The sequence below is a fragment of the Paraburkholderia heleia NBRC 101817 genome, assembly GCF_000739775.1.
Taxonomy (GTDB): Bacteria; Pseudomonadota; Gammaproteobacteria; order Burkholderiales; family Burkholderiaceae; genus Paraburkholderia; species Paraburkholderia heleia.
This window is the reverse complement of record NZ_BBJH01000080.1, coordinates 1-6,035: the sequence shown is the minus strand read 5'-3', so window position 1 is coordinate 6,035 and position 6,035 is coordinate 1. Positions and strand designations below refer to the sequence as shown.

Annotated in this window: 6 protein-coding genes and 2 pseudogenes; 2 read left to right on the top strand and 6 right to left on the bottom strand. The window is 57.9% G+C overall.

Annotated elements, in window-relative coordinates:
- Positions 1-274: pseudogene (locus tag BHE01S_RS37540) on the bottom strand (transposase); the annotation flags it as partial.
- A gap of 38 nt (positions 275-312) precedes the next feature.
- Here BHE01S_RS37540 and BHE01S_RS40015 point away from each other — a divergent pair.
- Positions 313-993: a glycine-rich domain-containing protein gene (locus tag BHE01S_RS40015; protein WP_456152312.1), complete on the top strand. Its 681-nt coding sequence runs from the start codon at positions 313-315 to the stop codon at positions 991-993.
- A gap of 4 nt (positions 994-997) precedes the next feature.
- Here BHE01S_RS40015 and BHE01S_RS35625 read toward each other — a convergent pair whose 3' ends face one another.
- The 5 genes and pseudogenes from BHE01S_RS35625 to BHE01S_RS35605 form a co-directional block, all read right to left on the bottom strand.
- Positions 998-1,192 carry a hypothetical protein gene (locus BHE01S_RS35625; protein ID WP_157025872.1) on the bottom strand — a complete coding sequence of 65 codons (195 nt, stop codon included), beginning with the start codon at positions 1,190-1,192 and terminating at the stop codon, positions 998-1,000.
- 11 nt (positions 1,193-1,203) lie between these two features.
- Positions 1,204-2,874 (bottom strand): hypothetical protein, encoded by a 1,671-nt coding sequence (locus BHE01S_RS35620; RefSeq protein ID WP_042273155.1) that lies wholly within the window; start codon positions 2,872-2,874, stop codon positions 1,204-1,206.
- 164 nt (positions 2,875-3,038) lie between these two features.
- Entirely contained in the window at positions 3,039-4,253 is a 1,215-nt protein-coding gene (locus BHE01S_RS35615) for an acyltransferase family protein (protein ID WP_052406260.1), read from the bottom strand.
- A gap of 77 nt (positions 4,254-4,330) precedes the next feature.
- Entirely contained in the window at positions 4,331-5,083 is a 753-nt protein-coding gene (locus BHE01S_RS35610) for an SGNH/GDSL hydrolase family protein (protein WP_157025870.1), read from the bottom strand.
- Positions 5,084-5,157: 74 nt separating this feature from the next.
- Positions 5,158-5,406: pseudogene (locus tag BHE01S_RS35605) on the bottom strand (IS110 family transposase); the annotation flags it as partial.
- 49 nt (positions 5,407-5,455) lie between these two features.
- Here BHE01S_RS35605 and BHE01S_RS35600 point away from each other — a divergent pair.
- On the top strand, positions 5,456-5,977 hold the full coding sequence (locus BHE01S_RS35600) for a hypothetical protein (RefSeq protein WP_245639959.1): 522 nt from the start codon (positions 5,456-5,458) through the stop codon (positions 5,975-5,977).
- Positions 5,978-6,035: the final 58 nt, after the last annotated feature.

Here is a 6,035-nt window from a genome sequence, read left to right as displayed (position 1 = left end):
CCAGTACGGGTTCTCGAGCCATTGCAAGATTACGTCTTCATCCGACAGGTCGAATGCGTGCTGCAAGTACAGCAGACCCGCGATCAAGCGCGGTGAACTCGCCGGGCGCCCACGGTGCGAGACGAAACTCGCGCTCATCGCTGCGCCAAGCCGATCCCAGTCGATCCCAGCCGATCAGATCGGTAAGGCGAACCAACGGATGCTTCAAGTTGATCTGCTCGCGCAGCGGTTGGCGGAAGAAATCTCCCTCTGGCACTGGCGTCTTTGGACCCATCCGTACCTCGTCGGAATTTGCAGGATTCACGCATCAAAATGCCAGGTCCCTGCAAATCCCACAACACCATTTCGACCTCGGAGCCTTACTGCATAAGCCTTCGCGGATTGTTCAGGGCCGACTACACACCGACGCCGGGGACGAACTCGATTATTGTTGAGATGCTTGGTGCAGGAGGTGGCGGAGGGGGCGCGGCAGCGACTTCTGGGACACAGATTGCGCAGGGCGGCGGCGGTGGGTCAGGCGGCTATATCAAGCATCGGTTCACGGCCGGTTTCTCCGGTCTTTCATATTCTGTGGGTGTCGCCGGCACTGGTTCAACCGGGGCGGTTGGCACAAACGGCGGGGCAACGACGTTTGGTTCGTTGACCGCCAGCGGCGGGGTTGGCGGAGCGTTAGCACCCGCCACGATATCCAATTCGGTTTTGTTTGGCGGGTTGGGAGGTTCAGCCTCTGGCGGCAATATCCTCAACATACCGGGTCAAACAGGGCCGGCCTTCCTTGCCGACAACCTGAATGTTCCGTCGACCTCCGGCCCTGGCGGATCAGCTCCTATCGGGCTGGGTTTTGGCGGCACCGCGGCCGCGCCGAATGCTGCAGGCGCGAATGCAATGGGGCTGGGCTCTGGGGGGAGCGGAGCGAACAATTCGTCTAGTCTGGCCGCGCGAGCAGGAGGCAATGCGACAGGTGGATACCTGGCGATTTACGAATACGCGTAAGGTGTCACCACGCACGGTCATCGCGCTCAGCATCTTCCTGCCCGCGCTTCCACTTGCGCCAGTCCCACGTCCCGTAGGGGTAGGGGTTCTCTGCGCCTGGGAGCGCGTGATACCCCTTCCGGTAGGCGTCCTTTTCGTCGATGGGTTTGCCGAAAAAATTGTGCAGAATCGCCTGCATAATCGACTCGATCGACGGCACGGAGCCCTCCTTCAATGACACTGAAACTGCGATGCGATAGCCACGAGCTTACGTGTGTCCGGCGCTGCAGTCTGGGGTTTCGACCTTGCCGCATCCCGGGCGTCGATCATCAGCACAGCAGGACCCGAATTGAACTCGACCGAGATCTGCGAGTTGGCGTTTTCTTCGATGACCTTGCCACCAGCGCGTACGTCCACTGAAGCTGAAGGCCATTCGTCTTTTCGCCACAAACGGAAGGACGCGCTATGTGTGCCCGATGGGCACAACAAAGTCACCGGCTTTTCCAGCTCTATCCAGTTATCGTATGTCAGGCCAGACACGACCGGGCCACTAGCCTTGAAGATCCACAAGCGATGCTGGTACATCAGATCGATCGTCGGCTTCACCTGGCGCCAGTACCACATCATCGTCTGGGTCGGGTCATTCCTATCCTTGATCGTCTCCGGGAATGCCAGAATGACGGGCGCCTGCGCTATGAAACCGTTCTTATAGTCGGGAACGAACTCGCCCTTCTTCCAGTCCGCCTGGTACGCGAGCGCCGAAGCGAACGCTATGACCGTCGCGAGGCCAAGCGCGGGCAACTTCCAGCGGGTCACGTCAAAGAGCCACCAGACGATCGCCACCGGAACGAACTGAGTATGCACGGCATACCACTGTCCCATCGCACCGTCGATGCCATTGCGGTAACGGAACAGTGCGACGGCGAGGATGTTGACGAGCGAGTATGCCGAAAGCGCGAGCACGAACATCGAGGCTGCATTGCGCTTGCGCAGCGCGTGCATCCATACCCCAATGGACGCCAGTGCGAGGACGGCTCCACAGACGTAATAGGGCAGCAGGCTAATGCCCTGCTCGAATAGCGCTTTACCGAGCACGCTCGCGCCCATCATCACGAAGAAGAACCGGAACATCGCCTCAAAGCTCTTCGCGCCAGCGGCCGGCACGTTGGCCGTCATGTCGCTGAAATGGCTCGTAAGTGCGACATAGACAACCACGGTGACGGCGATCGTCACGGCGATCTTCCACAGTGGTGACGTGAGTCTGCGGTCTTGCACCGCGCGCACGAGCAGGAGGAGTCCGATAGAGCCGAGCGCACCGATGCTGTAGCCGCCGAGGAACAGCAGCTGCGCGATCGGGAACAGGACGAAAAACCAGCGCAGTGGGCCATTGGCCCACAAGGCGGTCGTCAGAATCCGCGCGCAGATAACGAACAGGCAAACGCCACCGGCCGCGGCCAACGCCATGCCCCACATTGGGTTATGGACGGTCGAGAGAAGCAGGAGCAGGATCAGCGTGAGACCGGCAACGCGAAGCACCGGATGCCAGTCCGCATCCTCGTAGACGCGTTGTGCGACCAGCGCCGCGCCGACGATCAGGAAGACAGCATAGACGGCATTATCGAAGCCGCCCCAGATCCGGAACAGAATAACGTTCGCCGCGAGAATCAGGTTATAGCCTGGGAACATGTGCTCGCCGAACGTCGTGAAGAAGCCGCGCGGCGTGACGTGGCGCGCGAGCAGTTCCTTCAGGAACTCATAGTGCAGAAATTGCGCCTCGTAGAAGAGATTGGCGCTCTGGATATGAACGTAGGTGGAGTAAGCGGCAGCCAGCGCAAAGAATGCGAGGCACGAGAGAGCAGCGGGCGAGAATCCGGATCGCGCTCGTTCTTGTTGTGTCGTCATCGGGGGATCAGGGCGAAGGCGGGAGAATGCGGACCATCTCGAACTGGGCGGCGATAGCAATGGCGATAAGTGCGCTGCCAACGAGGAGCCCGGGCCATATCTTCTGGCGGAACTTGAGAATGACGCGTTGACGGAATGTGAACATGGGTCGTCTAGTAGAAGGGTTACGTGGAGGCAGCTTCTTCAGGTACCACTGGGCCCGTTTCGCGGTGCTCGCGCCGTGGTTCGGCCACGTCGCCGATTTCCATCGACTTTGCTGCGATGCGTCCTCTAAGTCGCAGAGGAGATTCAATGAATCGGTAGTTGAGTTCAGTTAGACCGCACATGAGCGCCAGCCATGTAAGCAGGAAACGTAGCGTGAAGTTACCTCCGAAGATCGTGTCTGTCGGCTCGACATGTCGCCAGATCGCGATCGTTACAAACATGGAGATCCCGTGAATCAGGTATAGGCCAAATGACCTGGTTCCGATCCAAAGCAAGATGCTTTTTGCCACCCTGTTCCGGATGAAATAGTCTCGGTCAAATGATGCTGCAAACACGAATATGGCCGACACCACGGCAACCATACCAGTAGAAAACGGAACCGGATTGATCTTTCCGTCCCAATTTGATGGAAGGGCTGCGAGCAGAAACAACATCAGGCCTACGAATGCTGCCGCGGGAAATCGGCGTTCAAGGAACTTCGGCTCAAGAAGCGCGTAGATTTGACTCCGGCTGAAGATGGCGATCAAAACGCCGAGACAGATAGCATCGGTTCGGATAATCCAACCGAAAGACCAGACTGTCCTCGGAATGAAGATCTGCGCGAATACTGCCGCAATCATCAAATACTTAAGCCTGCGCTTGAATATGAGGAAGGCGAACGGCAGGATCAGATAGAACTGTTCTTCAAGGGACAGACTCCACCACGGAGCGGCACCCCCGCACTCGCCCCACAGATGGTTGACCTGACAGTGCCAAAAATGGAAGTTTGCTACCTGCATTACGACGGACGCGAAGTCTGCAATATTGGATGAAAGGAATCCGAAAGCGTGAGTCGTACTGAAAGCGATGCACAGTACCAGCAGCACTCCGACCCATAGCCACGAAGTCGGCCAGATTCGGTAGACGCGACGAATCCAGAACGCAAAAACAGTTCTCCAGAAGCTCTCGCTATTCCCTACTTGATCCAGTCGATGTAGGAGATCTCGGGCAATAACAAACCCAGAGATAGCGAAGAACAGGTCGACGCCAGTCCACAGTCCGAAATACCTGTCAACGACAGCCAGCGAGTCGTTTCCCCAAAAGAAGAGCGATTTCACGTGCCCCAAAACGGTAAATATGACCGCAAACGCACGCAAGATCTCAATGTCATCAATGCGCGATCCCCGATGAATCATGGCTCCAACTCATATGTAATTGTGGTTGGGCGCATTATAACGGCTGAGAAAGGGTCAGAGATCCATCGAGACGCCGGTCACCGGAGCGCCCCGATGATCGGTTGTAGCACGTCGAACGTGTTCTGCACCTTGATCTGGTAGAGGGCGTCATTTGGGTGCGTCCCGTCTGTGAGCATCGAGCACCAGCCAGCAATTGCGAGAATCGTGGCGTACTGATGCACGACGGGAACGCCGTAGGACTGGCCCACTTGATTGATTACAGCGACGAGCGGGTTAGTGCCGATCGGCTGGCCGCTCACGACCTCCTGACCGGTCGCCTTGTCGCACTGAGGGTTCGGCTCCTCGAGCATGACCTTCTTTCCGGCCGACTGCGCGAGCACGACGAACTGAGTCACGTATTGCTGGAAGTCATGGGCATTGTATTGCTCCCAGTCGTTGATCGCGAAGTTCTCGTCGATCACTTGTCCCTTGTCCTGTAAGACTGCCTGTGCGAAGGGCGTTGCGAAGCCGCCAGTGCCGTTTAGTAGTCGGCCCTGAACAATCCGCGAAGGCTTATGCAGTAAGGCTCCGAGGTCGAAATGGTGTTGTGGGATTTGCAGGGACCTGGCATATTGATGCGTGAATCCTGCATGTATGGACCCGACGCCTTTTGCAAGCTTCTTTTTCCTGATGTCGAAACGGTCTGCATGCATGTATCCGGCTTGCCGTTGGGCGACTTGCCGAAGCACGCCCGCAGCCTTGATGAGATCCGCACACCCCGTCCTTAGCAAATTCACGGCTTGCCCGAAGGTCAGCCGGCAGGAAACACAGGTTTCGGGATGCTGGTTCAACCAATTTCGTCATCGCTTTAAGAAGCTTCGCAAATCGAGGTGAGTCATGCGCTGTGTTGGAGATGTATGTTCGTTTAAAGGACCGCGCGTGGTGCGATGTAGTTCGCGTCGCCGCTGAGAAGCGCCTGTATGATGCGCGCGTTCTTGTTGGCCAGCGCGACCGCGGTGCAGTTGCGTCCGCGTCGCGCGATCAGTTGCTGCAGCCAGACGCTATGCGGATCAGTTTTCTCCTGTACGTAGCGCAGGACTGCTCGTGCACCGTGGATCAACAGCGTACGCAGGTAAGTGTCGCCGCGTCGGCTGATGCCTTGCAGGCGAGGCTTCCAGTACGAAGCAGATGCGCTGCTGCTGATGAAGGAACTGCGGCAACGCATGGAGGAATTCGACCTCACGCTGCACCCGGAGAGGACCCGTCTGCTCGAGTTTGGTCGGTATACAGCCGAGCGGCGAAGGCGTAAGGGCATGGGCAAGCCGGAGACGTTTGCTTATCTGGGTTTCACCCACATAAGTGGAACGTCACTCAACGGCAGTTTCCAGCTCAAGCGCGAGAGCCGCAAGGACCGGCTGCGCGCGAAGCTCAAGCAGGTCAAGGAGCAAATGCGCCTGCGTATGCGCGAGCCGATCGCCTCACAAGGCCGCTGGCTGGCGCAGATCGTTCGGGGCTACTTTGCGTACCATGCCGTTCCGACCAATATCCGGTCGCTGCGTGCGTTCAGGCACGGCATTATGAACATCTGGCGGCGGACGCTCCGACGTCGCAGTCAGAAGGACACGATGACGTGGCAGCGTATTCAGCGTCTGGCAGACGAGTGGTTGCCTCAACCGCAGATTCTTCATGCCTGGCCAGATCACCGATTTGCCGTCAATCACTCGAGGTGGGAGCCGAATGCCTGAATTGGGCACGTTCGGATCTAAGCGGGGGGTATCGGGTAACTGGTATTCCTACCGCAAT

What these genes read in the sequence shown, in the direction of transcription:
- BHE01S_RS40015 (WP_456152312.1), top strand. Translation starts at nt 313, where the DNA reads ATGCCAGGTCCCTGCAAATCCCACAACACCATTTCGACCTCGGAGCCT.
- BHE01S_RS35620 (WP_042273155.1), bottom strand. Translation starts at nt 2,874, where the DNA reads ATGACGACACAACAAGAACGAGCGCGATCCGGATTCTCGCCCGCTGCT.
- BHE01S_RS35615 (WP_052406260.1), bottom strand. Translation starts at nt 4,253, where the DNA reads ATGATTCATCGGGGATCGCGCATTGATGACATTGAGATCTTGCGTGCG.
- BHE01S_RS35600 (WP_245639959.1), top strand. Translation starts at nt 5,456, where the DNA reads ATGGAGGAATTCGACCTCACGCTGCACCCGGAGAGGACCCGTCTGCTC.